The sequence below is a fragment of the Mesorhizobium sp. L48C026A00 genome (assembly GCF_000502375.1).
Taxonomy (GTDB): domain Bacteria; phylum Pseudomonadota; class Alphaproteobacteria; order Rhizobiales; family Rhizobiaceae; genus Mesorhizobium; species Mesorhizobium muleiense.
The window spans coordinates 188,935-212,019 of record NZ_AYWU01000006.1; the positions used below are offsets into that span (position 1 = coordinate 188,935).

Below are 23,085 nucleotides of genomic sequence, written 5' to 3' on the forward strand. Positions count from 1 at the left end.
ACGGATGAGGGGTGCTGGAAGAAACGCGGCGCGCAAAATTGAGGAATTTTAGGTGCTTAGCTTCGAGGTAGCGATCCTTCCAGCAACCCTCATCCGACCTCGCTTCGCGAGGCCACCTTCTCCCACAAGGGGAGAAGGAAAGGGCGCCGCGCTACCCCGGCCGATAAACCTTCTCCGCCGTGTTNCCACCTTCTCCCACAAGGGGAGAAGGAAAGGGCGCCGCGCTACACCGGCCGATAAACCTTCTCCGCCGTGTTCCAAAAAATATCCGCCTCTGCCGCCGCACCATGCTTGGCTGCCGCCTCCCGGTGCGCCTTGATCAGTTCGGCATGGCTGGTCCATAGCTTTTCGATCGGGAAGTTGGAGCCGAACATCAGACGGTCGCTGCCGAGGATGTCGATTGCGTTGTCGACGATGTAGGCGATCAGCGCCGGGTCGTTGCGGTGGTCGAAGGTGCCGAGGCCGGACAGCTTGGCGTAGAGGTTTGGCGCTGCTGAAAGCGAGCGCAGGCCGGCCTTCCAGGCTTGCGTGGTTTCCTCCGACATGTCGGTCAGCATGCCGGCATGGGTGAGGATGAAGTTGGTCTCGGGATTTTCGCCGACAAGCGTCAGCCCGTCCTTCATCTGGGCCGGGAAAAGCTGCAGGTCGAAGGACAGGCCATAGTCCTTCAGCCGCGCCACATTGGCCCGCACCTTCGGGTCGACGACCTGATCGGCGGACGCGGCAAAGCGGAAGGCCGGCGTTTCGTGCCAGTGCAATTGCATGCGCACGCCGCGCAGCAGGGGGTACTTGATCAGTCGGTCGATCTGATGGCGTACATCGTCCACCGTCATGTCGGCATAGCCGACGATGGCGTGCGGCCAACCGGTTTCGTCAGCCGTCGTCTGCAGGAAGGCGACTTCTTTCTCGAAATCCTCCTTGGCCCAGTTGGTCTGGACATAGACCGCCTTCTCGACATCAGAGCCTTGCTGGTCGGCGAGGAATTCCTCGATCGGGTAGTCGCGTCGGATCGGCTCGTAGGGACCGAAGATGCGCGGCACCATCGGCCCGCGCAGCCAGGGCTGATCCTCCTGGCGCCAGATATGGAAATGCGCGTCGATCGCCTTTTTCATCATGAAACCCTTTTCCAGATTGCTGCCGCCGCCGGAGCGGGGCGGGCGAGCGACAGGATGAAATCGGTGAGACCGGCGATCGAAGAACCGTCGACGAGATCGTCGAGCACCGGCAGGATGGCGCGAAGTGCTGCCGTCGCCGGCCGGAAACGCGGATCGCCGGCCAGCGGCGTCGCCAGCGACAGGCGGAAGGCGCGGGCGCTCAGCCGGCGCATCGCCATTTCAAGCTCGGCATGGTCGCCGCGCTCCAGGGCATCCGACAGGATTACCACCGCCGCCCCGCGCGCAAGTGAGGAGAACCGCGGCACCGACAGGAAGGCGAGCAGCGTCGGTCCCATGCGGGTGCCGCCATCCCAGTCGTCGACCAATGCTGCCACGCGGGCGAGCGCCGGGTCGCGGTCGCGAATACGCAGCGCCGTGGTGATGCGGGTCAGCCGCGTGCCGAAGGTGAAAATTTCAGCCCGGTCCGCGCCTTGCACCGCCGCATGCGCCAGCTTGAGATAGTCCGATGTGTAGAGCTTCATCGAGCCGGACACGTCGATCAGCAGCAAAAGCTTGCGCGACACGGTCTGCCGGCGGCGCAGCAGCGGCGACGGAATATCGCCGTCGGCACTGACGATTTCGCGCAGCGAGCGGCGCAGATCGAGCTTGCCGCGTGCGTGCGTGCGCACGGTTCGGAAGGAGCGGCGGGCGGGCAGGGCGCTAGCGAGCTTGCGGCGGAAAGCGGCAAGCCCGTCGCCGACGCGCTGGAAGTCGCGGGCGCTCAACTGTTCGGCGCCGGACGACAGCGCGCCGCCTTCCGCCTGACGCGCCACCTCGTTGTCCTCGTCGCTGGCGCCGCCGTCGTCCTTGATGCGGGTTTCCTCGTCGGCCTCGCCTTCGATGACGGCCGCGGTGTTGCCGTAGAAATAGCTCCGGAAATGCGCCTCGAATTCGTCGCGGCGGTCGGGCGGCGGCGCCAGCGTGGCAAGCGCCGCCTCGTGGATATCGGCCATCGAGCGGGGCCCGAGCAGCGTCACCGCCTGCATGAAGCCTGACACCTGCTCGGGCGCCACCGGAAAGCCGTAGCGGCGCAGCAGCCGGCCAAAGCCGAGCAAGGGTGCAGCCGCCCGGGGTAGGGCCGCGGGGCTCACGCCAATGCCTCCTCGACGATCCGGCCAAGCTCGGGGGCGATGTAGGACAGGTCCTCCTCGTCCTTGATCAGCACGCCGATGGCGCGGCGAAAAGCTTCCGGCCACGGGCTGCCGCCCTTTTCGAGGATCGTCGCGGCGTTGGCCCATTCGACCGCTTCGGCGATGCCCGGCGGCTTGGCCAGCGGGCGGGCGCGGATGTCGCGCACGGCAGATGCCACGGCGTGTGCGGTCGCCCCGGCGACGTCACCGGCGCGCAGCATGATGATGGCGGCCTCGCGCTCGGCGTCGGGATAAGTGATCCAGTGGTAGACGCAGCGCCGCCGCAGCGCTTCCGCCAGTTCGCGGGTGCGGTTCGAGGTCAGGATGACGATCGGCTGCGATTTGGCGCGAATGGTGCCGCGCTCGGGAATGCTGATCTGGAAATCGGAAAGGAATTCCAGGAGCAGCGCTTCGAACTCATGATCGGAACGGTCGATCTCGTCGACCAGCAGCACGCGCTTTTCCGGCGCCTTCAGCACCTGCAGCAGCGGCCGTGCGATCAAAAAGCGGTCGTCATAGATGTCGACCTCACGCTCGCCGGCGTGGCGGATGGCGAGCAACTGGCGCTGGTAGTTCCATTCGTAAAGCGCGTGTGCTGCGTCGATGCCCTCATAACATTGCAGCCGCACCAGGTCGCGCCCGAGCAGTTCGGCTATCGCCTTGGCCGCCTCGGTCTTGCCGACGCCCGGCGCGCCTTCGAGCAGCAGCGGCTTGCCCAGCCGGATCGCCAGGAAAATGGCGGTGGCCAGGCTTTCATCGGCCAGATAGCGCGAGGCGGCGAGGCGCGATGCCACCGCCTCCGGCGAGATCACGACAGTGTCGGCGCTTCCAGTCCGGGCGCTTCTTTTGGGCATTTCCAGCACTCAGTTCGAGGCTTGCGCCTTCAGCGCCCGCAGGATGCGTTCCGGCGTGATCGGCAGCGTGTCGATGCGGACGCCGACGGCGTCGAAGACCGCGTTGGCGACCGCCGGGATTTGCGGGTTGGCGCACATTTCGCCCGGCCCCTTGGCGCCGTACGGCCCGTCGGCCGAGGGCCTCTCCAGCACGATGATCTCGGTTTGCGCAAGATCGCCTGGTCCCGGCATCAGATATTGGTTGAAGTCGATGCCGCCATGATCGCGGTCGGGGTAATAGGGTTCCGTCGTCTCGTAGAGCGCGTGGCTGATGCCCATCCACGAGCCGCCGACGAGCTGCTGCTCGACCATTTTCGGGTTCAGCGCGCGGCCGATCTCGAAGACGTTCTTGACCGTCAGCACGGTGACCTCGCCGGTTTCGTCGTCGACCTCGACCTCGACCACCGTGCAGGCATGCGCGTAGCAGGTCGACGGTTTCATCGCGCCGGTTTCTTTTTCCGGATAGGAGCGCGGGATCAAGAACATGCCGCGGCCGGAAATCGAGCGGCCGCGCTTGAAATGCGCCGACAGCGCGACATCGAAGATCGAGATCGATCTTTGCGGCGCGCCCTTGACCAGGATGTTGCCCTGGCCGTCGGTCTCGAGATCCGAGGCGTTCACTTCCAGTTCCTCTGCCGCCACTTCCAGCATCACCTGGCGGGCTTCCCTGGCCGCCTGGATGACGGCGTTGCCGGCGCGGTGGGTGCCGCGCGAGGCGAAGGTGCCCATGCAGTGCGGGCCGGTGTCGGTGTCGGCGGTGTCGACGACGACGCGGTCGGTCGGCACACCGATCGTCTCGGCACAGATCTGTGCCATGATCTGCTTCATCCCCTGGCCGAGATCGACGCTCGACAGCGTCACCATGAAATTGCCGGTCGGCGTCGAATGGACCAGCGCCTGGGTTGGGTCGCCGCCGAGGTTCATGCCGGTCGGATAGTTGATTGCGGCGACGCCGCACCCGCGCCTGATCGCCATTTCAAGCTCCCTTCGCGTAGGACGACATCGCCATGAATTTGTCCGACACCGGCCAGTTGGCGGCGCGCGAGGCTTCCTGCATGCACTCGATCAGAGCCGCGCCCTCGGTCGGCTGGCGGTGCGCCTTCATGTCGCCGTCGCGGTAGGCATTGATGAAGCGGAACTCGAGCGGGTCCATGCCGATCAGCCGGGCGAGCTTGTCCATCTGCACCTCAAGCGCGAAATCGCCGATGGTGACGCCGAAGCCGCGCATGGCGGAGGAGGGGGTGCGGTTGGTGTAGACGCAGTAGGTGTCGATCCAGACATTCGGGATGGTGTAGGGGCCGGGATAGTGGCCGGCGCCCTTCTGCGCGCCATAGGGCGAATGGCGCGAATAGGCCCCGGCATCGGTGTAGCCGGTGACTTTTCTGGCGACGATGCGGCCATCCTTCATGACGCCGTCCTTGATGACGACCTTTTCGGCGGCGCGCGGCGAGGAAATCTGCATCTCCTCCTCACGGCTGTAGATGAAGGAGACCGGCCGCCCGGTCAGCTTGGCGCCGAGGATGGCGATCGGCTCGACGATAACGTCGACCTTGCCGCCAAAGCCGCCGCCGACGGTGCCGCCGACGAAATGCAGTCTGTTGCCCGGCATCTGCAGGATGATCGAGGCGTTGTCGAGGGTGAAGAACATCGCCTGCGTGTTGGTGTAGCAGGTAAAGCGGTCGTTGCCCTCCGGCGCGACGATGCAGCCGGTCGTCTCGGTCGGCGCGTGCTCGATCGGCGACGATTGATAGGTCTGCTCGAGCACGTGATCGGCGCCGGCGAAACCGGCCTCGACATCGCCGAAGCGCACCTTGCGGCATTCGCCGCTGTCATAGAGGTAATAATTCCGGCCGTGATATTCGTTGACAACAGGCGCGCCGGGCTTCAGCGCTTCTTCCATGTCGAAGACGGCCGGCAGCACCTCGTAGTCGACCTTGACCTTGGCCGCCGCCTCCTGGGCGGCACGCTCGGTCTCGGCCAGCACCGCCACCACGGCTTCGCCCTTCCAGCGCACCTTGCCGTCGGCCAGCACCGTCTCGTCCTCCGGCCCGATCTGGATCAGGATCAGGATGGTGTAGACATTGTGCGGCACGTCCTTGGCGGTCAGGATTTTCACCACGCCCGGATGCTTTTCCGCCTCTGAAGTGTCGATGCTGCGGATGCGGGCGTGATGATGCGGGCTGCGCACCATCTTCAGATGCAGCATGCCTGGAAAATTGCGGTCGGCGAAATAGGCGGTCTTGCCGGTGACATGACCGGGCGAATCGGAGCGCGGCCGTGGCTGGCCGATCTCGTGCAGATCGTCCGTGCGCTGGTCGGCGAAATAGCTCTTGCGGAGTTCCATTTTTTCGACTCCCCTCAAGCTGCGTTCTGCGAATTGGACCGCGCGGCGGTCAGCACCGCCTGGATGATCGGCTCGTAGCCGGTGCAGCGGCAGATATTGCCCGACAGCGCCTCGACCACCTCGTCGCGGCTGGGGTCCGGCGTGTGGTCGAGCAGAACCTTGGCGGCCATGATCATGCCCGGCGTGCAGAAGCCGCATTGGGTGGCGAAGGCGTCGAGGAAGGCGCGCTGCAAAGGATGCAGCACGCCGCCTTGCGAAAGCCCTGACGTCGTGGTGATCGCCGCACCGTTGCAGGTTTCGGCGAGCGTCAGGCAGGACAGCCGCAACTCGCCGTCGATGATGACCGAGCAGGCGCCGCATGTGCCCTGATGGCAGCCGCCTTTCGGCGAGGTGTCGCCGACCTTGTCGCGCAGCGCATTGAGCAGCGTCGTGCCGCTGTCGATGAATTCGGCCTTCTCCGCGCCGTTGAGCGTGAACTGAACCGGGATCTTTGCCATCTTTTACTCCTTGCGCCGCAGCCAGGCGGACATGCGCGCCATCGGCCTTCAGGCGAGCAGAAGCCGGCCGAGATGGACCGGCAGGACTTCGTTGCGATACCAGGCACTGGCGACCGCATCGGTAATCGGCGAGGTGCCGTCGCTCGCGACGGCCAGCGCCGGCGCGATGCCATCGCTGGTGAGTTTCCTGCCGAGCAGCGCCTTCTCCGCCGCCTTGGCGCGCATCGGCCGGTCGGCCAGGCAGCCAAGCGCGATGTGCGCCGATGACACGGTTCCGTCCGGCGCTTGTTCCAGCACGGCGGCGATGCTTAGCACCGAGACGCCCTTCGGCTTGACCCTCGATATTTTCAGGAAGCGAAAGCCGCCTTCCAGTGGCAAGCTGAAGCCGACCGAAGTGACGATGGCGTGATTGTCTTCGCGTTTTGCCAGGAAGGTTTCGATCGGCACCTCGCCGTCATCGGTGCCGACGGTTGCGCCCAATGCCAGCAGCGCGACGGTGAAATCGCCATAGGGCGCCGGAGCGAAGAGATTGCCGCCGACGGTCGCCATGTTGCGGATCGCCGGGCCGCCGACGGCGCGCGCGGCGCGGGCAAGGGAAGACAGATCCGGGTGACGGGCGATCGCCGCCATGGTCACCGAAGCGCCGATGCGGACCTCCCTGCCGGAAACGGTGATGGCCGACAGCGCCGGCTCAGTCGACCTGATGAGGCCGGAGACCGAAACGTCGCCTTCATTGGCGGCGCGCACGACCAGCGTGCCGCCGCCGAGATAGCGGGTGCCGGCGGCTTTCAGCGCCGCATTGGCGTCCTTGACCGTCGAGAAAGTCTGCAGTGCAAACGCCATGGAACGCTCCTTTTTGTGAGCCCCATTCAGCTCAACCCTGGCCGGCGAAATGGGTCTTCAGGGCGTTAAAGCCGCCCTGGAAGACATTGGCGCCCATGCCCTCGGCCAGCTTGTCGGCTTCCTCTGGAGCCGCGTCGAAGCTGGCGGTCCATTCGGCATAGGTGCGGTCGCCATCGGTCACCCGGCGCAGCTGCAGCCTCGCCTGGTGGTTGGTCAGCGGCTGCGGCGTCTCCAGGATGGAGTAGCTGACGAGGAAATTATCGTCGGAGAAGTCGAGCAGCTTCTCGCGGATGCGGGCGCCGCTGGCGAGCTGAAAGTTGCGCACGCAGCCGATCGTGCCGGCGTCCTTGCCGTCCTCGATATGGCTTTCGACCATGCGCGGGTGCCAGCTCGGCAGCCCGTTGAAATCGCGTATGCGCGCCCAGACCTTTTCGACCGGTGCGTCGATGACGCTGGAGACGGTGACTTTCGCCATATGATGCTTCCCTTGCAGATATCTGTGTCGCGAGGGTAGGGCGGCGAGCCCGGCAGCACTTATCAATGCGTCTTGAACGCCTATCAATAAGTCTGAAAAAACCGGCAATCTGAAAAAAACGGGCAGTGTGAAAATGAGATCGGAAGAGCGTCGTGTAGNTGCAGGCGACCGAGATCAGCGGTTCCTGCGACCACTGCAACTGCCGCACCGCTTCCTCCATGCGCAGCGTGTTCCAGTAGACATTGGGCGTCAGATTGGTCTGCTCCTTGAACAGCGCGAAGAAATGCGGCCGCGACAGGCCGACGCTGCGCGCCACCTCGTCGAAGCAGATGCGTTCGCAGACATTGGCCTTCATCAGCTGGATCGCCTTGCGGACACGGAAATCCTGCACGCAGTGGACGCGGGCGCGCGCCACTTGTGGCGCCGAGGCGTCGGCGGCGTCGAGCACGCTGTCGATGAAGCGCTCGATCTCGTAATTGGCGATGTCGTCGATGCTCTCATTGTCGCTGAGATGGTCGAGAAGATTGGCTGCCGCCTTGTGCAGCCACGGCTCCAGCGTGATCGCCGGTGCCGAAAACAGCGGCGCGGTCGACCGCAGGTCGCGGCGCCGGCGCGCCCAGTCCGGATCGATGTAGAAGGCGAGGAACAGGCCGGGCCGGCCGTCGCGGGACAAAGCGTGGCTGTGCGGCTGGAAGGAATTGATGCCGGCGGCGGTGCCGGGCCCAAGCCGCACCGTCTCGCGGCCGATGGTCATCTCGCCGGCCGTGCCTTCCAGCCAGATGATGATATGCGCCTCGACATGGGCATGGGTGACGAAGTCGCTGGCGACGTTCAGGACAGAAACATGTCCGAACCGGCCCCAGTAGAGCCTGATCGCTTCCGTCATGGGTATATCCTCCCGCAGGCGACTGGCCTCCCTTCGCCTGCAATCGGGATAGTGCGGCTCAGTCCGGGCCTGCGTCAAGGCGCATGTGCGCGCCTGGCGCCGGCCACGCGGCGTGCCGGCCGATTTTCAGACTGAGCGATAGCAACGACAACGAATTGCGCGCGTGACCTGCGGCCCTACTCGTTGCGCCGGAAATTGCGGAGCCGGTCGAACAGGACCGCCATCAGAATGGCGCCGCCGATGAACACCCCCTGCCAGAAGGCGTTGATGCCGAGCAGGCCAAGGCTGTTGCGGATCACTTCGATCAGCGCCGCGCCGACGACGGCGCCAAAGGCCGTGCCCATGCCGCCGGCCAGGTTGGCGCCGCCGATGACGGTGGCGGCGATGACCTGAAGCTCCATGCCGTTGCCGAGATTGGTGGTGACGGCGCCCAGCCAGCCGGTCTGGATGATGCCGGCAAGGCCTGCCGCCAGCGCCGAGATCATGTAGACCGCGACCTTGATCTGGCGCACCGGAACGCCGGTCAGCGTCGCCGCATGCTCGTTGCCGCCGATGGCGAAGATGTGCCGGCCGAATTTCGTCCAGCGCAGGACGAAGCCGGTGATCAGCGCCAGCACGATCATGTAGAGCACCGGATTGGCGATGCCGAACACAAAGGCGCCGCCGCCCAGCGCCAGAAGCTTGTCGTGGTCGGGCCCGAACTGGAAGACGACGGTGTTGTTGGAGGCGACCATGGCCAGGCTGCGCGCGATCGACAGCATGCCAAGCGTCACCACGAACGGCGGAAACCCGAGATAGGCGATCAGGATGCCGTTGAAGGCGCCGATGATCAGCGCCGTCGCGATCGCAGCGGCAATGCCGGCCTCGATGCCGTAGCCGGCATGCATGGTCACGGCGAGCACCATCGAACACAGGCAAAGCACCGAGCCGACCGACAGGTCGATGCCGCCGGTGATGATGACGAAGGTCATGCCGAGCGCGACGATGGCGACGAAGGTGATGTTGCGGGTGATGTTGTAGAGGTTCTTCGTCGTGGCGAAGGAATCGGTGGCGACGGACAGAAACAGGCAGGCGAGGATGACCGCGATCACCACCCAGAAGGTCTGGCTGGCAAACACCCTGGTCAGCAAAGTGTGCTGTTTCTGTGCGATCGTCTGGTCAAGAGTTACTGCCATCGTCGACCTTTATCTGCTTGGTGGTGAAACCGGCTGGCATCAAACCTGTTCGATGGCGCCGGTGATGAGCCCGGTGACTTCCTCGGGCGAACTCGACGCGATCGTCTTGTCGGCGACCTTGCGGCCGCGCCGCATGACGATGACGCGGTCGGCAACGTCAAAGACGTCGGGCATGCGGTGGCTGATCAGCACGACGGCAATGCCCTGGTCGCGCAGATGGCGTATCAGGTTCAGCACCTCGGCGACCTGCCGGACCGAGATCGCCGCCGTCGGCTCGTCCATCAGCACGATCTTGGCCTGCGAAAGCATGGTGCGGGCGATTGCCACCGCCTGGCGCTGGCCGCCCGACATCTGCTTGACCAGATCGCGCGGGCGGGTTTCGGATTTCAGCACGGCAAAGATCTGGCCGGCGCGCTTGTACATGGCGGCGTAGTCGAGGATGCGAAACGGCCCGACGCCGCGGCGCAGCTCGCGGCCGAGATAGACATTGGCGGCGGCCGTCAGATTGTTGCACAGCGCCAGATCCTGGTGGACGATCTCGATGCCGNCGGCCGAGATAGACATTGGCGGCGGCCGTCAGATTGTTGCACAGCGCCAGATCCTGGTGGACGATCTCGATGCCGTGCTGGCGCGCCTCCACCGGCTTGTGCAGGATCAGCTCCTTGCCGTCCATCTGCATCGTGCCATGGCTCGGGCGGAAATTGCCGGCGATCATCTTGACCAGCGTCGACTTGCCGGCGCCGTTGTCGCCCATCAGCCCGACCACCTGTCCGGCCTCGATCGACAGCGAAACGTCGTTGACGGCCTGGATGGCGCCGAAATGTTTTGAGATGTTGGCGAGTTCGAGAACCGGCACCAGTCTGCTTCCTCCGTGCTTTCGGCCTGCGGTCCTGCCGCGGCCTCGCTCTTCCCAGCTCCTCCCGGGAACCGCGCTTTGGCCCATTTACGCATATGCCCCCTTGCCGTCAACAGCGGCTTCTTTCGAAAAATCCGTTTTGTAGGACAAATAGCAATTGACGTCCGTCGCAAGCCGATATTAGCTAAGCGTCGGAGGAGATTATGCCGATCTCCTGCCCCGGCTCGCCGGGGCTGAGCAGGCGGAGGTTTATCGGTCGAGGATCTGGCAGCGTCCATCGCGCTGGTCTGCAACCGCATCTGGAAATTCTTATCGGCCCGGCTTGACGACACGAGCGCTCGCGAAACGAACCTCTGTCATCGCGCATCTGGGCTGGTCTGTGTGGCGGGCACGCCGTGTCCGTCTGTTTCAAGGGAGGACTGAAATGAGGAAATCACTATTGCTCGCTGCCGTCGCCATGCTGGCGTTGGGCGCCGGGCCGGCCATGGCCAAGAAACAGCTCGTCATCGTGGTCAAGGGGCTCGACAATCCGTTCTTCGAGGCCATCAACCAGGGTTGCCAGAAATGGAACAAGGAAAACGCCGACTCGGAGTATGAGTGCTTCTACACCGGTCCGGCATCGACCTCGGACGAAGCCGGCGAAGCCCAGATCGTCCAGGACATGCTGAGCAAGCCGGACACGGTGGCGATGGCGATTTCGCCGTCCAACGCACCGCTGATCGCCCAGACGATCAAGAGCGCCAATCCGTCGATCCCGATCATGACGCTCGACGCCGACCTCAGCAAGGAAGATGCGGGGCTGCGCAAGACCTATCTCGGCACCGACAACTACCTGATGGGCTACAAGATCGGCGAGTACATCAAGAAGGGCAAGCCGGATGGCGGCAAGATCTGCACCATTGAAGGCAATCCGGCGGCTGACAACATCCTGCGCCGCGCCCAGGGCATGCGCGACGCGCTTTCAGGCCAGAAGGATCTCCCGGCGCTCAAGGGCGAGGGCGGCTGGACCGAGGTCGCCGGCTGCCCGGTGTTCACCAATGACGACGGCGCCAAGGGCGTGCAGGCGATGACCGATATCCTCGCCGCCAATCCCGACCTCGATGCCTTCGGCATCATGGGCGGCTGGCCGCTGTTCGGCGCGCCGCAGCCCTATCGCGACCTGTTCAAGCCGATGGCCGACAAGATCGCCAAGAACGAGTTCGTCATCGGCGCTGCCGATACGATCGGCGACGAAGTGGCCATTGCCAAGGAGGGTCTGGTGACCGCGCTGGTCGGCCAGCGGCCGTTCGAGATGGGCTACAAGGCGCCCTCGGTGATGATCGACCTGGTCGAAGGCAAGCCCGTCGCCGATCCGGTCTTCACCGGTCTCGACGAGTGCACCAAGGATACGGTCGATACCTGCATCCAGAAGTAGGTTCGCAGTTTCGGGGCGTCCGCTCGACGGGCGCCCCGTCACACCGGTTCACGAAAACCTGCGAGGCGACAGTGCTGGGGCGAACCGCTCCTGCTTTGCCGCGCCTTGAGTTCAGCCTGTGCCGGGGAACATGGATGTCGGACGCCAGATCGAAAAAGCGACTTACCACGGTCAAGGGACGGGCTACGGTCAAGGCACGGGTCACGGTCAAGGCACGGGCCCAAGTCAAGCCGCCGGCCGTCCGTCCAACCGGCGCCCGCCGGACCGACGCGGCGCTGATCCCCGGATCGAGCGTGCATGCGTCGCTGGCCAACGAGATCGGCCTCAGGATCGTGCGCGGCGACTATCCGCCGGGAACCATCCTGCCCAACGAAGCCAAATGGTCCGAAACCTTCGACGTCAGCCGCTCGGCGGTGCGCGAAGCGATCAAGATGCTGATGGCCAAGAGCCTGCTGGCCTCACGCCCCAAGATCGGCAGCTGGGTCGAGCCGAAAGAGCGCTGGAACCTGCTCGATCGCGACGTGCTGGCCTGGTATGCGACGGCGCCAGATCGCGAAATGTTCCTGCGCACTGTCCAGGAATTCCGTCACATCATCGAGCCGGAAGCCAGCGCTTTTGCGGCGATCCGGCGCAGCGACGAGCAGATGGCCGAGATCAGCCAGGCCTGCCGGGAGATGGGCGAGGCGGCGACATTGCCGGAGCGCACCCGCGCCGACACGCGTTTTCACCTGGCTATCCTGCGCGCCTCGGGCAATGACCTCCTGGTGCCGCTCGGCGTGCTGATCGAATCGGCGCTCGATCATCTCTTCGTTTTCGTCACGCGCGAAACCAGCGACCAGCCTCGGGCGCAGGCGCTGCATGAGGCGATCGAGAAGAACATCCGCCTCCGGCGGCCGGCGGCAGCCCGCACCGCGGTGCACCGACTGCTCGCCAACACCGACGAGGTTATCGGGCGGTCGCGGCGGTAAGGTCAAACGCAATCGCTCTGAACGGCCAGGGAGCGGCGACTTGGAAGACTCACGTCGGGCCTGAAACCCCATATGCTTCGTTGACCTCGTCAGAGCGAGGAACGAACCCATTTGCCAGCACTCTTGCTGAGGAGTATCCTTTTGCGCAAAGCTGGCGGTGAGTGTCGGTTGAGAGGGGGAGCATGGCCAGACTTGTCGCACTCTACAAGACTCCGAAAGATGTGGCCGCCTTCGACCGTTACTATGTTTCGACCCACATTCCTCTGGCCAAAGCCATTCCCGGCTTGAGGAAATACGAAATCAGTGATGGCGGCGTCCATTCACCGGGTGGGGCCTCAGGCTATCATCTTGTTGCTACGCTCTACTTCGATTCCGTTGCGGATATTCAAGCGGCCTTAGCGTCCCCCGAGGGTCGGGCCACGGCGGCTGATCTTGGCAATTTTGCAGATGGCGGAGTGGAGCTAATGCTCTTTGAGACTAGGGAAGTCTGAACCTCGCACAATCCGACCCCAGCAAAGTTTCAACGGCTACCACTATCCGTTCCCGGGCGTTGGCCATGTCGTGAAGGAGGGCGATGGCTTTCGCTGGCTGCCGGCGGACTGGGTCTGGGATAGAGAAACCTGACCTGTTTGCGTTTCCTGGGCGATCTGCTGTCGGCGGATGTCACGCCTAAACGCCGATTGACACGGATCGCGGTTCTCAACGACGTCCCGTGGAAAAGCCACTGTCACCAACCGATCCGCCATCAAGTGGCCGTCAAGGCGGGACTGGAAATCCGCTGGGGCGCGTGAGCCATCGAAGAGGGCTTCTGAAGCATTGATGGCGTTTTCCGAGCGCCCACTTGGTGTATTAGATGTCGGATGTCATCTGCAGTATGACCGTAGATTGCCATGATCGTCAGGATGATCGGCTCGCTCAGGAGATCGTCAAGCGTAGGTTCACGCTCTCGCGTCATGGGTCGCCTCAAAATTCTTGTTTATTCCCGCACCTTCTCCTCGAACGATGACAGTGAGACGGCGTTCGGGAAATTCCCCAAAAAGAGGTAGTCTGCATCGTCGTTGTCGACGACTGATATGGGTGCAGGTTGCCGCCATCGTCACGCGCGAAACCAGCGACCAGCCTCGGGCGCAGGCGCTGCATGAGGCAATCGAGAAGAACATCCGTCTCCGGCGTCCGGCGGCTGCAAGGAGTGCCGTGCACAGGCTGCTCACCAATAATGACGAGGTTATCGAGCGGTCGCGGCGGTGATTTATACCGCAGAGTCGGCGCTGCCCCTCACCCTTACCCTCTCCCCGTGAAGAACGGGGAGAGGGGGGACGCCAGCGCTGGAGCTTGTCCCTTCTCCCCGTTTTCACGGGGAGAAGGTGGCGGCAGCCGGATGAGGGGCAGCGCCAACTTTGATCAGATACAGCGAGCCGATCGCCTCAAATCGTCTGTTTCTTCCCATCCTTCGTCGGCGTCAAATCGACGCCGTTGACCTTGCCGATATGCGTCGCCAGCATCGGCACATACTGATCGGCGGGCCCAGCGGCGAATGCGCCGGCGAAGGCGTTCTTGGTGGCATTGCCGAGCGGGTTGGCGATGCCGGCGGCACCGGCCATCGATTCGAGATAGGTGAGGTCCTTGAAGGCGTTGGCGATGGTGAATTTGTGCGCGTCACGGTCGCCTTCAAGCGTCCAGCGCATAAAAGTCTGGTAGAAGCCGCAATCCATGCGGCCGTTGCGGATGACGCTGTCGAAGCGCGGCGGCGAGATGCCGACCTTTTCGGCCAGCGCCAGCGCCTCGGAATAGATCGCCGCATAGCCCAGCGAGATGAAATTGTTGAGCAGCTTCATACGGTGGCCGTCGCCGGTGTCACCGATATGGACGATACGTCCGGCCCAGGTGTCGAGCACTGGCTTCAGCCGGGCAAAGACCGCGTCGGATGCACCGACCATGGCGTCCAGCGTGCCTTCCCAGGCCTCCTTCGGCGTGCGGCTGAGCGGGGCATCGACATAGTCGACGCCGATCGCCTTGAGTTCGGCGGCAAGCGCCACCGTCGAGGTCGGGTCGGAGGTCGAGCAATCGACGATCACCGAACCCTTGTTCAGGCCCTCCTTGAGGCCGCCCGGCCCGCGGATGATGGCCTCGACCTCGCGTGAGCCGGTGACGCAGATGAAGACGATATCGGATGCCGCTGCCACGTCGCGCGAGGTTGCGGCTTCCTTCGCACCGCGGTCGAGCATGTCTTGCGCCGGTGCGCGGTTCTTGCGGCCGAGAAACGTCAGGGAATAGCCCTTGTCGACGATGTTCTTGGCGATCCCATGTCCCATCAGGCCAAGGCCGATGAAGCCGATCTTTTCGCTCGCGGCGGTGGTGTTCATGTCGTGTAACCCCTGTTGCGGTCTCGATGACGGCGCCGCACTTCGGCAGGCGAATTGTTGAAGCGGGTTTTGCCAAAAGCGGTTGGCGGACGATTGCAGAGTTCGATATTGTCTGACAATACACCTGAATTCCAGGGAATGTGGAGAGCAAAATGACGAAGCGGATCATGTTCACCGGCGGCAGCGGCAAGGCTGGGCGTCATGTCGTGCAGTATCTGGTCGAGCAGGGCTGCCAGGTGCTCAACATCGACACCAAGCCGCTCGACAATCCCAAGGTGCGCACCTTGATCACCGACATCACCGACAGCGGGCAGGTGTTCAATGCGCTGTCGAGCTATATGGGCCTGCATGAATTCGACCCGTCGCTGCGCGCGCAGCCCGTCGATGCCGTGGTGCACTTCGCTGCGATCCCGCGCATCATGATCACGCCCGACAACGAGGTGTTCCGCATCAACGCGCTCGGCACCTACAATGTCATCGAGGCGGCGGTGAAACTCGGCATCCGCAAGGTGGTGATCGCCTCCAGCGAGACGACCTATGGGCTGGTTTTCGCCAACGAGCCGCGCGATCCGACGCATTTCCCGCTCGACGAGGATTATGACGTCGATCCAATGGACAGCTATGCGCTGTCGAAGATCGTCAACGAGAAGACGGCGCGCGCCTTCGCGCTGCGCAGCGGCATCGACATCTACGCCTTGCGCATCGGCAACGTCATCGAGCCGCATGAATATTCGCTGTTCCCGAAATGGTTCGCCGATCCGGGTTTCCGCAAACGGATCGCCTGGAGCTATATCGACGCGCGCGACCTCGGCCAGATCACGCTGCGCGCCATCGAGAATGATGGGCTCGGCTATCAGGTGTTCAACGCCGCCAATGACGACACCTCGTCCGACCTGCCGACGGCCGAACTCTTGAGGCGGTTTTATCCCGGCGTGCCGGTCAAGGGTGAGCTGGGCGAATACGAGACGCTGCTTTCGAACCGCAAGGCGCGGGATATGCTCGGGTTCCGCCCGGAACACAGCTGGCGGAAATACGTCAGGACGGCATGACGAGGCCGCTGCCTCCCGGCTGATCTGTGCACAGAAGCAGGGCTTTGCCGCCCGAGGCTGTTCCGGTGCTTGACAGCTTTCGCAATCGGGACTTTGTGAACGCATGCGGGACGGCAAGCCGAATAAGCGAAAAACACCGGCCAAGGCGGCGTCGGCCGAGCGCCCGGCTGTCGTTCGCCGTGCCGATACGGCGCGTATGCCCGGGGCGAGCGTGCATGCGTCGCTGGCCAACGAAATCGGTCTCAGGATCGTGCGCGGCGACTATCCGCCGGGAACCATCCTGCCCAACGAGGCCAAATGGTCCGAGACTTTCGACGTCAGCCGCTCGGCGGTGCGCGAAGCGATCAAAATGCTGATGGCCAAGAGCCTTTTGGCGTCGCGTCCAAAGATCGGCAGCTGGGTCGAGCCGAAAGAGCGCTGGAACCTGCTCGACCGCGACGTGCTGGCCTGGTACGCGACCTCGCCCGACCGCGAGGTGTTCCTGAAGACGGTGCAGGAGTTCCGCCACATCATCGAGCCGGAAGCGACCGCCTTTGCTGCGATGCGGCGCACAGACGAGCAGATGGCCGAGATCAGCCGGGCCTGCCGGGAGATGGGCGCGGCGGCGACGCTGCAGGAGCGGACCCGTGCCGACACGCGTTTTCATCTGGCGATCCTGCGCGCCTCCGGCAACGACCTCCTGGTGCCGCTCGGCGTGCTGATCGAATCGGCGTTCGATCATCTGTTCGCCTATACGACGCGGGAACTGGACGATCTGCAGCACGCGCAGAAGCTGCACGAGGCGATCGAAAAGAACATCCGCCTGCAGCGGCCGGATGCGGCACGCAACGCGGTGCGCAAGCTGTTGGCCAATACCGATAGCGTCATCAAGTCGCGCTGATATAGCGCGCCGGACCCCTGCATCGCTTCATCTCGATCTTTCTCCGCCGTTCGCAATCTCGCCGTTTGCAATCTCCCCGTCCGCGATCGCCGCCGGGCCACAGCCGCCAATCTCCAAGATTTGAGATTAGCCGCAGGGTCCCATGCCTTCGTCATCCTGGGGCGAAGCAAGGAGCGAAGCGACGCCGCGCAGACCCCAGGATCCATGCCGTTACCTTGGAGCACTGCTGCGGTGCAGGACCTTTGATCGCGGGAGGGACAGCGCCCCCCTCTGTCCTGCCGGACATCTCCCCCACAAGGAGGGAGATTGGCTTCATCACTGATTTCGCCAATCACCAACCTTGCGGACGCTATCCGCGAAGCTGCCGATCTCCCCCAAGTGGGGGAGATGTCGAGTCTTGGCAAAGAGGGCAGGACAGAGGGGGGCGCGAAGGATCGCTACAGAGCGCTTTTATTCTGAGCCGTTGCATTCTTCGGCGGCTGTCACGGAATGGCTCCCAGGGTCTGCGCCGCGTCGCTTCGCTCCTTGCTCAGTGTTCTCTCGGGCGCCCAAACGCGGCGCGCAGTTCGTCCTTGGCGTCCTCCAGCACTTTCTTCTGCTTGGCCGGCAGGTTCGTGCCGGCGCGGTTGATGTAAAAATTCAGCATCGACATGGCGGACTGGAACGGCTCGGCCTTGCGCCGGTCGCTGTGCTCGGCCGATCGCTTCAACGAGGCTGCGATCTTCTTGGGGTCGTGGGATTCGAAGATATGGTCCTCGAGGTCCAGCGCATCGCTGTGCTCGGTGACCTCGGCCGACCATTTCCTTTTCGCGGTCATGACAAGCTCCTTCCATTGCTAAGTTTGATGAAAAACTCCGGGACGGCGGCCACCGTTCCACTGCAGCTCAAATCCCTGGAGCCACGGAATTGCGCGATGTGGCGCTGCACGGCGCCGCCAATGTCCCGATAGTGGTGCCGAACCCGTCGACTTGCGCACAACCGCGGACAGGAAACGCCTTGACCACAACCGCCTCCAGCCGGCCGAGCAGCCCCGGCATAGACAGCGCCTATGCCTGGCTGCGGCTCGGCATCTCGATGCTGCTGGCGACGATCGGCGGTGTCGGCATGTGGGCGGTGGTCGTGGTGCTGCCCGCCATGCAGGCCGAATTCGGCGTCGATCGCGCCGCCGCTTCGATGCCCTATACCGCGACCATGGCCGGTTTCGCCGTCGGCAATGTGCTGGTCGGCCGCGCCATCGACCGCATCGGCTACTGGATACCGGCGCTCATTGCCTCGGTGACGCTCGGTACCGGGTTCCTGCTGGCGTCGCTGACCACTTCGATCCTGCAGTTCACCCTTGTCCAGGGACTTTTGATCGGCGTCGGCACGTCGGCGATTTTCGGGCCGCTGATCGCCGACATCTCGCACTGGTTCAACCGCCGCCGCGGCGTCGCGGTGACGGCTGCCGCCGCCGGCAGCTATCTCGCCGGGGTGATCTGGCCGTTGGCAATGCCCTACGTCATACAGAGCGAGGGCTGGCGCTTCACCTATGCCGCGATCGGCGTCGTCTGCCTCGCCACCATGCTGCCGCTGATCACGCTGCTCAGGCGCGGCGCACCACATGCCGCCGCTCCCGGTTCACCTGGCAGCCGGCCGGTCCAGCCGATCACGCTGTCACCGGCAGCGCTGCAGGTGTTGCTCGTCGTCGCCGGCCTTGGCTGCTGCGTGGCGATGTCGATGCCGCAGGTCCATATCGTCGCCTATTGCATGGATCTCGGCTACGGCGTGGCGCGAGGCGCCGACATGCTGTCGATCATGATGGCGGCGGGCGTCGTCAGCCGGCTGGCGTCCGGCTTCCTTGCCGATCGTATCGGCGGCGTGAAAACCCTGCTGATCGGCTCGGTGCTGCAAGCCCTGTCGCTGTTGTTCTACATCCCCTTCGACGGGCTCGCGTCGCTTTACGTCGTCTCGCTGGTCTTCGGCCTGTCGCAGGGCGGCATCGTGCCTTGCTATGCCATCATCGTGCGCGAATACATGCCCGCCAAAGAGGCCGGCCAGCGCGTCGGCGTCGTAATCATGGCAACGATCTTCGGCATGGCAATCGGCGGCTGGATGTCGGGCTGGATCTACGATCTGACCGGCTCCTACGCCGCTGCGTTCCTCAATGGCATCGCCTGGAACCTGCTGAACATAGCGGCCATGGTGCTGGTGCTGTGGAAGGCACGGCGCAGCGCCGCGGCGATGGCCTGAGCACTGACCCCGCTGGCCAGAGCGATGGCAGCGACATGGGGTAGGCCCCCGTGACGCGGAGCCCGGTCCAGGTTCCTGCTTGACGGACACATATCTCGGCGGTTATTGGTTTCCAATAGCCAGAGAGTTATCGATCGCCATGTCACAGCCCCACGAGATCCTCTTCAAAACGCTTGCCGATCCGACGCGACGGGCCATTTTCGAGCGGCTGTGTCGCGACGGAGACCAAACCGTCGCGGCCCTGACCGCTCGGGCCGGGGTCTCGCAACCGGCCGTGTCAAAGCATCTTGGGGTGCTGAAGCAGGCCGGGTTGGTGCGCGATCGCCACGAAGGCCGCAACACGCACTACAGCGCGGAACTCGGCGCCCTGGCGCCGCTGATCGACTGGACAAACCAAATGGCTGGGTTCTGGCAAAGCCGGTTCGACAACCTCGAAGATCTGCTCAAAAGGATGGACCAATGACCAATACCGAGACCGAAACGCGCGCCGTCATTGTCGAACGGGAGGTCGCTTTTCCGCCGGAAAAAATCTGGCGCGCGCTCACCCAATCACATTTGATCGAGGAGTGGCTGATGAAGAACGATTTCAAGCCAGACGAGGGGCACCGTTTCAATCTGAGCGCGGACTGGGGGACGGTCGACTGTCAGGTCCAGGCAGTTGAGCCCAACAAGACGCTGTCTTACACGTGGGATACCAAGGATCTCAGAAGTGTCGTCACGTGGACGCTCACCCCTACGAGCACGGGGACCCATCTGCGCATGGAGCAGTTGGGCTTCCGGCCGGATCAGCAGCAGTACTATCAGGGCGCCCAACACGGATGGCAGCGGTTCTTTGCGAAGCTGGAGCAGGTCCTGGCGCGAATAGAATAGGCGTGCCGGCGCCATAGGCATCTGCGGGCGAAACGCAATGCCCAACAAGACGTCTGTCAACGAAACAAGGTAGCAAAAAAGCCGCCAAGCGGGTCGTGCGGCTCGTCTTCAGAGGAGGTCCCAAATGAACTGGAACACGTGGATCCGGCAATTCCACCGCTGGCTGTCGATCATTTTTACGGCGGTCGTCGCTGCCATCTTCATCACCCTGGGCGTAGGTGTCGAGCCGGCCTATTGGGTATATCTCATGCCGCTGATCCCGCTCGGCTTGCTCATGCTCAGCGGTCTCTATCTGTTCGCGTTGCCCTATGCCACGAACTGGCGCAGCGGACGACGCACGGCGTAGAAGACTGAGCACGGTGGACGACAAGACGCCCGCTCACCACCCACAGCCGAAATTCAAACAGTGGCGCTACCCGAGTTCGGGTAGCGTCCTGCCCGGTTCGCTTGACAATGGGGTAAGGCTGCGCGACGCCAGAGGGGTGTGGCAAGTCGGGTGCGGCAAAGTCGGATTGGCATGGCGACAGTGGCAAAGACGCTGAACAGCATTTCGCGGTCGCGCTTCGGCGAGGGCGCCGCGTTCGGGACCAGGCTATGACCAAACCGCGCTCGCGCCGTGGCGGCGGCCGTCCGACGATCGCCGATGTCGCGCGCAAGGCCGGCGTCGGCGCCATTACCGTCTCCCGTGCCTTGCGCGAGCCGGAGCGCGTTTCGGAGGATCTGCGCCGCCAGATCCAGGCTGCTGTCGATGAGCTCGGCTATCTGCCCGATCCGAATGCGCGAGCATTGGCTTCGGCGCGCGCCGAGGTCTTTGGCGTGCTGGTGCCGTCGCTCACCAACAGCGTCTTTGCCGAAGTGCTGCGCGGCATCTATGACAGCCTGTCCGACAGCTCCTACCGCATCCAGTTCGGCAACACCCATTATTCCGGCCTCGAGGAGGAACGGCTGCTGCAGGTGTTCGGCCCGCAGCGCCCGGCGGCGCTGATCGTGGCGGGCATCGACCAGACGCCAGTTTCGCGAAGACTGCTCGAGACGGCCGGCTGCCCGGTGGTGCAGGTCATGGAGACCGGCCCCGATCCGGTCGACATGATGGTCGGCTTCTCGCATTTCGATGGCGGCAGGGCGGCGACTGAGCACATGATCGAAATGGGCTATCGCTGCATCGGCTTCATCGGCGCGCGCATGGACCCGCGCTCGCAGCGGCGTCTGGCCGGCTATCGCGCGGCGATGGAGGCGGCCGGCCTGTTCAACTCGCGGCTTGTCACCACCACGCCGGTGCCGTCCAGCGTGACGCTCGGGCGCGAATTGTTTCGCGACGCGCTGGCCAAGATGCCGACGCTGGACGGGATTTTCTGCAACAACGACGACATCGCGCTCGGCGCGCTGTTCGAGTGCCACCGCGCCTCGATCGCCGTGCCGAAGACGATCGGCATCACAGGCTTCAACGATCTCGACATGATGGAAGTGGCTTTCCCCTCGGTCACCAGCGTCCGGACGCCTCGCTACGAGATCGGCCGGCTGTCGGTCGCCATGGCGCTCGCGGCGATTGCAGGCAAGCGGCCGCAACAACCGGTCGTAGACCTTGGCTTCGAACTCAAGCGCCGTGAGAGCACTGCCCGCTGAAAGCGCTTGCAGGCATCGCCAAATGCCGCTTTACTCTACGTCATGGTAGCGCTACCAGTTATATCCAGGCGAAAGCTCGCGAAACAGCGAAAGTCTGTTTATTATATATAAGCGACAGCTGATGCTTGTTTATTATGTATAATATGATAGTTTTTATTCCGGTTTACTGAGCCACGAGGGAGGAGATCGGGTTGGCATTCGGCCACCCTGAAAGCGCGACGGCAAGGCAGGAGGTGCCGAGCCAGGCACGCGAGACGCGTAAGAACAATCAGAAACTGCAACTGGGAGGAATATCGATGATCAAGTCACTCGTAGGTGGCGTCGTCGCCGCCACTGCATTCGTCATGCTGAGTTCGTCGGCGCTCGCCGAACCGGAAATCGTCGCAGGCCCATCCGCCGAGCCGGAATGCTTCGCGCCATGGGCCGCCGACACGCAGTTCTTCAAGTTCCCCAAGAAGGAAGGCCCGTACCGCATCGCGCTCGCCAATGGCTACATCGCCAACACCTGGCGCATCCAGATGGTGCAGACGGCAAAAGCCTATGCGGCGCAGCCGGAAGTCGCGGCCAAGCTCAAGGAATTCAAGGTCGTCTCGACCGGCGAAGACGTGCCGGCGCAGATTTCGGCGATCAATAATTTCATCGATTCCGGCTATGACGCGATCGTTGTCAACGCGCAGAATCCGACGGCGTTCGGTCCGGTCATCAAGCGCGCCAAGCAAGCCGGCGTGGTGCTGGTCGCCTTCGACAACATCCTCGACACCAAGGACGCCATCAACGTCAACGTCGACCAGAAAGGCCTTGGCGAATTGTGGGCCAACTGGCTGATCAAGCATATCCCCAATGGCGGCAAGCTCCTCGAGGTGCGCGGCGTTGCCGGCACGTCGGTCGACACCGACCGCCACAACGGCATCCATGAGGCCCTCGACGCTTCAGGCAAGAAGTGGGAGGTCACCGAAGTCGTCGGCAAATGGGACGATGGCGTGGCGCAAAAGGCTACGGCCGACGCGATCGCCACTAACGGTCCCTTCGACGGCGTCACCGGGCAGGGCGGCGACACCGGCATCGTCCAGGCGATGATCGACGCCAAGCATCCGTTCGTGCCGTTCGGCGGCGAAACGGAGAATGGCTTTCGCAAATTCTGCGCCAAGTTTGCCTCAGAAGGGCTGAAATGCTCGTCGGCCGGAACCGGACCCGCCCAGGTGGCGGTCGCCATCAAGACGGCGATCGCCGCGCTCGAAGGCCAGGTCGTCCCGCAGGCGGTGAAGCTGCCGCTGGCGATCGTCGAGGATCCGAACTTGAAGGAGGGCGAGGACTATTTCCCCGACCAGTCCGACAATTTCTTCGTCGGCAATTCCTTCCCGACCTGCGGCATCAATTTCACCGCGCAGGAAATCATGGGCCAGAGCAAGGAGAACCAGTAGGCTGGTCGCTCGGCG

Annotated in this window: 22 protein-coding genes and 2 pseudogenes; 12 read left to right on the top strand and 12 right to left on the bottom strand. The window is 63.7% G+C overall.

All coding sequences use genetic code 11. The annotated features are described in order from the left end of the window. Positions 1 to 224: 224 nt before the first annotated feature. The 10 genes and pseudogenes from X738_RS54975 to X738_RS55020 all read right to left on the bottom strand — a co-directional run bounded on the left by X738_RS54975 (position 225) and on the right by X738_RS55020 (position 10,253). Positions 225 to 1,112 carry an amidohydrolase family protein gene (locus X738_RS54975; RefSeq protein ID WP_023798636.1) on the bottom strand — a complete coding sequence of 296 codons (888 nt, stop codon included), beginning with the start codon at positions 1,110 to 1,112 and terminating at the stop codon, positions 225 to 227. After that, on the bottom strand, positions 1,112 to 2,188 hold the full coding sequence (locus X738_RS54980) for a vWA domain-containing protein (RefSeq protein WP_373420408.1): 1,077 nt from the start codon (positions 2,186 to 2,188) through the stop codon (positions 1,112 to 1,114). The genes X738_RS54975 and X738_RS54980 overlap by 1 nt, the downstream gene beginning before the upstream one ends. A gap of 53 nt (positions 2,189 to 2,241) precedes the next feature. Next, a complete protein-coding gene (locus X738_RS54985) occupies positions 2,242 to 3,138 on the bottom strand; it encodes an AAA family ATPase (protein ID WP_023798638.1) in 897 nt (298 codons plus the stop codon). A 9-nt stretch (positions 3,139 to 3,147) separates the two neighbouring features. Next, on the bottom strand, positions 3,148 to 4,152 hold the full coding sequence (locus X738_RS88335; protein WP_023798639.1) for a xanthine dehydrogenase family protein molybdopterin-binding subunit: 1,005 nt from the start codon (positions 4,150 to 4,152) through the stop codon (positions 3,148 to 3,150). A 1-nt stretch (position 4,153) separates the two neighbouring features. Then, a complete protein-coding gene (locus X738_RS88340) occupies positions 4,154 to 5,521 on the bottom strand; it encodes a xanthine dehydrogenase family protein molybdopterin-binding subunit (protein WP_023798640.1) in 1,368 nt (455 codons plus the stop codon). 14 nt (positions 5,522 to 5,535) lie between these two features. Next, positions 5,536 to 6,018: a (2Fe-2S)-binding protein gene (locus tag X738_RS55000; RefSeq protein ID WP_023798641.1), complete on the bottom strand. Its 483-nt coding sequence runs from the start codon at positions 6,016 to 6,018 to the stop codon at positions 5,536 to 5,538. Positions 6,019 to 6,066: 48 nt separating this feature from the next. Then, positions 6,067 to 6,861 (bottom strand): FAD binding domain-containing protein, encoded by a 795-nt coding sequence (locus tag X738_RS55005; RefSeq protein ID WP_023798642.1) that lies wholly within the window; start codon positions 6,859 to 6,861, stop codon positions 6,067 to 6,069. 31 nt (positions 6,862 to 6,892) lie between these two features. Beyond that, positions 6,893 to 7,336 (bottom strand): SRPBCC family protein, encoded by a 444-nt coding sequence (locus X738_RS55010; protein WP_023798643.1) that lies wholly within the window; start codon positions 7,334 to 7,336, stop codon positions 6,893 to 6,895. Positions 7,337 to 8,398: 1,062 nt separating this feature from the next. Continuing rightward, the gene (locus tag X738_RS55015) at positions 8,399 to 9,397 is read right to left on the bottom strand and encodes an ABC transporter permease (RefSeq protein ID WP_023798645.1); all 999 of its coding nucleotides are present in this window, start codon (positions 9,395 to 9,397) and stop codon (positions 8,399 to 8,401) included. 39 nt (positions 9,398 to 9,436) lie between these two features. Further along, positions 9,437 to 10,253: pseudogene (locus X738_RS55020) on the bottom strand (ATP-binding cassette domain-containing protein). 424 nt (positions 10,254 to 10,677) lie between these two features. Here X738_RS55020 and X738_RS55025 point away from each other — a divergent pair. The 4 genes and pseudogenes from X738_RS55025 to X738_RS84680 all read left to right on the top strand — a co-directional run. Beyond that, a complete protein-coding gene (locus X738_RS55025; RefSeq protein ID WP_023798646.1) occupies positions 10,678 to 11,667 on the top strand; it encodes a sugar-binding protein in 990 nt (329 codons plus the stop codon). 134 nt (positions 11,668 to 11,801) lie between these two features. Further along, entirely contained in the window at positions 11,802 to 12,635 is an 834-nt protein-coding gene (locus tag X738_RS55030; RefSeq protein WP_023798647.1) for a FadR/GntR family transcriptional regulator, read from the top strand. 182 nt (positions 12,636 to 12,817) lie between these two features. Continuing rightward, a complete protein-coding gene (locus X738_RS55035) occupies positions 12,818 to 13,126 on the top strand; it encodes an EthD family reductase (RefSeq protein ID WP_023798648.1) in 309 nt (102 codons plus the stop codon). A gap of 604 nt (positions 13,127 to 13,730) precedes the next feature. Continuing rightward, a pseudogene (locus X738_RS84680) lies at positions 13,731 to 13,883 on the top strand (FadR/GntR family transcriptional regulator); the annotation flags it as partial. A gap of 176 nt (positions 13,884 to 14,059) precedes the next feature. Here the strand turns inward: X738_RS84680 and X738_RS55045 are convergent. After that, positions 14,060 to 14,998: an NAD(P)-dependent oxidoreductase gene (locus X738_RS55045; RefSeq protein WP_023798651.1), complete on the bottom strand. Its 939-nt coding sequence runs from the start codon at positions 14,996 to 14,998 to the stop codon at positions 14,060 to 14,062. 152 nt (positions 14,999 to 15,150) lie between these two features. Here X738_RS55045 and X738_RS55050 point away from each other — a divergent pair, with 152 nt between their 5' ends. Further along, positions 15,151 to 16,047, top strand: a complete 897-nt coding sequence (locus tag X738_RS55050) for an NAD-dependent epimerase/dehydratase family protein (protein WP_023798652.1) — start codon at positions 15,151 to 15,153, stop codon at positions 16,045 to 16,047. Between the two features lie 103 nt (positions 16,048 to 16,150). Next, positions 16,151 to 16,927: a FadR/GntR family transcriptional regulator gene (locus X738_RS55055; RefSeq protein ID WP_023798653.1), complete on the top strand. Its 777-nt coding sequence runs from the start codon at positions 16,151 to 16,153 to the stop codon at positions 16,925 to 16,927. Between the two features lie 529 nt (positions 16,928 to 17,456). On the opposite strand, the gene X738_RS55060 is transcribed toward X738_RS55055, so the two are convergent. Then, positions 17,457 to 17,744 carry a DUF3175 domain-containing protein gene (locus X738_RS55060; RefSeq protein ID WP_023798654.1) on the bottom strand — a complete coding sequence of 96 codons (288 nt, stop codon included), beginning with the start codon at positions 17,742 to 17,744 and terminating at the stop codon, positions 17,457 to 17,459. 179 nt (positions 17,745 to 17,923) lie between these two features. Here X738_RS55060 and X738_RS55065 point away from each other — a divergent pair, with 179 nt between their 5' ends. The 6 genes from X738_RS55065 to X738_RS55090 all read left to right on the top strand — a co-directional run bounded on the left by X738_RS55065 (position 17,924) and on the right by X738_RS55090 (position 23,070). Further along, on the top strand, positions 17,924 to 19,156 hold the full coding sequence (locus X738_RS55065; protein WP_023798655.1) for an MFS transporter: 1,233 nt from the start codon (positions 17,924 to 17,926) through the stop codon (positions 19,154 to 19,156). 139 nt (positions 19,157 to 19,295) lie between these two features. Next, a complete protein-coding gene (locus tag X738_RS55070; protein WP_023798656.1) occupies positions 19,296 to 19,619 on the top strand; it encodes an ArsR/SmtB family transcription factor in 324 nt (107 codons plus the stop codon). Continuing rightward, positions 19,616 to 20,026 (top strand): SRPBCC family protein, encoded by a 411-nt coding sequence (locus X738_RS55075; protein WP_023798657.1) that lies wholly within the window; start codon positions 19,616 to 19,618, stop codon positions 20,024 to 20,026. Before X738_RS55070 ends, X738_RS55075 begins: the two co-directional genes overlap by 4 nt. Positions 20,027 to 20,150: 124 nt before the next feature. Beyond that, positions 20,151 to 20,372: a hypothetical protein gene (locus X738_RS55080; RefSeq protein ID WP_023798658.1), complete on the top strand. Its 222-nt coding sequence runs from the start codon at positions 20,151 to 20,153 to the stop codon at positions 20,370 to 20,372. Between the two features lie 248 nt (positions 20,373 to 20,620). Next, positions 20,621 to 21,649 carry a LacI family DNA-binding transcriptional regulator gene (locus tag X738_RS55085; RefSeq protein WP_023798659.1) on the top strand — a complete coding sequence of 343 codons (1,029 nt, stop codon included), beginning with the start codon at positions 20,621 to 20,623 and terminating at the stop codon, positions 21,647 to 21,649. Positions 21,650 to 21,945: 296 nt separating this feature from the next. Beyond that, positions 21,946 to 23,070, top strand: coding sequence for a sugar ABC transporter substrate-binding protein (locus tag X738_RS55090; RefSeq protein ID WP_023798660.1), 1,125 nt, complete (start codon positions 21,946 to 21,948; stop codon positions 23,068 to 23,070). Positions 23,071 to 23,085: the final 15 nt, after the last annotated feature.